A 1,340-nucleotide genomic window follows, 5' to 3' on the forward strand; every position below is an offset into this window, starting at 1 on the left:
GGCCCCCGCCGCCGCGCCCGAGAAGGAGTGGGGCGAAACCGCCGAGATCACGGTGCGCGAGGCGCTGCGCGACGCCATGGCCGCCGAACTGCGCCGCGACCCGGACGTCTTCCTGATCGGCGAGGAAGTCGCCCAGTACCAGGGCGCGTACAAGGTCTCGCAGGGCCTGCTCGACGAATTCGGCGAGAAGCGGGTGATCGACACCCCGATCACCGAACACGGCTTCACCGGCATGGCGGTGGGCGCGGCTTTCACCGGGCTCAAGCCGATCGTCGAATTCATGACCATGAATTTCGCCATGCAGGCGATCGACCAGATCATCAATTCTGCCGCCAAGACCCGCTACATGTCGGGCGGCCAGGTCTCGTGCCCGATCGTCTTCCGCGGTCCGAACGGCGCCGCCTCGCGCGTCGGCGCCCAGCATTCGCAATGCTATGCCAGTTGGTACGGCCACGTCCCGGGGCTTAAGGTCGTCGCCCCCTGGTCCTCGGCCGACGCCAAGGGCCTGCTGCGCGCCGCCATCCGCGACCCGAACCCGGTCGTGGTGCTGGAAAACGAAATCCTCTACGGCCATAAATTCCCCTGCCCGGTGGACGAGGATTTCATCCTGCCGATCGGCCGCGCGAAGATCGAACGCGCCGGCAGCGACGTCACCATCGTCGCCTTCTCGATCATGGTCGGCACGGCGCTCGAAGCCGCCGCCATCCTGGCCGAACAGGGGATCGAGGCCGAGGTGATCAATCTGCGCACCATCCGGCCGCTGGATACCGCGACCATCGTCGAAAGCGTGAAGAAGACCTCGCGCCTGGTCTGCGTCGAGGAGGGCTGGCCCTTCGCCGGCATCGGGGCGGAAGTCTCGATGCAGGTCATCGAACACGCCTTCGACTATCTCGACGCCCCGCCGGCCCGGGTCGCGGGCGCGGACGTGCCGATGCCCTTCGCCGCCAATCTTGAAAAACTGGCCCTTCCCAACCCGGCCTGGGTGGTGGATGCGGTCCGCAAGCTGGTCTGAAGGAGCAGCAGCACGATGTCCGTGAATATCCTGATGCCCGCTTTGTCGCCCACCATGACCGAGGGCAAGCTCGCCCGCTGGCTGAAGAAGGAAGGCGATGCGATCCAGTCCGGCGACGTGATCGCCGAGATCGAGACCGACAAGGCGACGATGGAAGTCGAAGCCGTCGACGAGGGCACGCTCGGCCGCATCCTGGTCACCGAGGGCACCGAAGGCGTCAAGGTCAACGACCCGATCGCCGTCCTGGTGGCCGAGGGCGAGGCCGTCCCCGAAACCGCGCCCGCTCCGGCAACGCCCGCTCTGGCAACGCAGGCTTCGGCAACGCCCG

2 protein-coding genes are annotated in these 1,340 nt (G+C 67.2%); both read left to right on the top strand.

Annotation, left to right across the window (positions count from 1 at the left end; all coding sequences use genetic code 11):
* Nucleotides 1–1,012: pyruvate dehydrogenase complex E1 component subunit beta (locus HUK84_RS18550; protein ID WP_176641545.1), on the top strand; the 1,012-nt coding region annotated here is incomplete at its 5' end.
* A 15-nt stretch (nucleotides 1,013–1,027) separates the two neighbouring features.
* Nucleotides 1,028–1,340: biotin/lipoyl-containing protein (locus HUK84_RS18555; protein ID WP_317135315.1), on the top strand; the 313-nt coding region annotated here is incomplete at its 3' end.

It is taken from the genome of Nguyenibacter vanlangensis (assembly GCF_013376155.1).
Classification (GTDB): Bacteria; Pseudomonadota; Alphaproteobacteria; order Acetobacterales; family Acetobacteraceae; genus Gluconacetobacter; species Gluconacetobacter vanlangensis.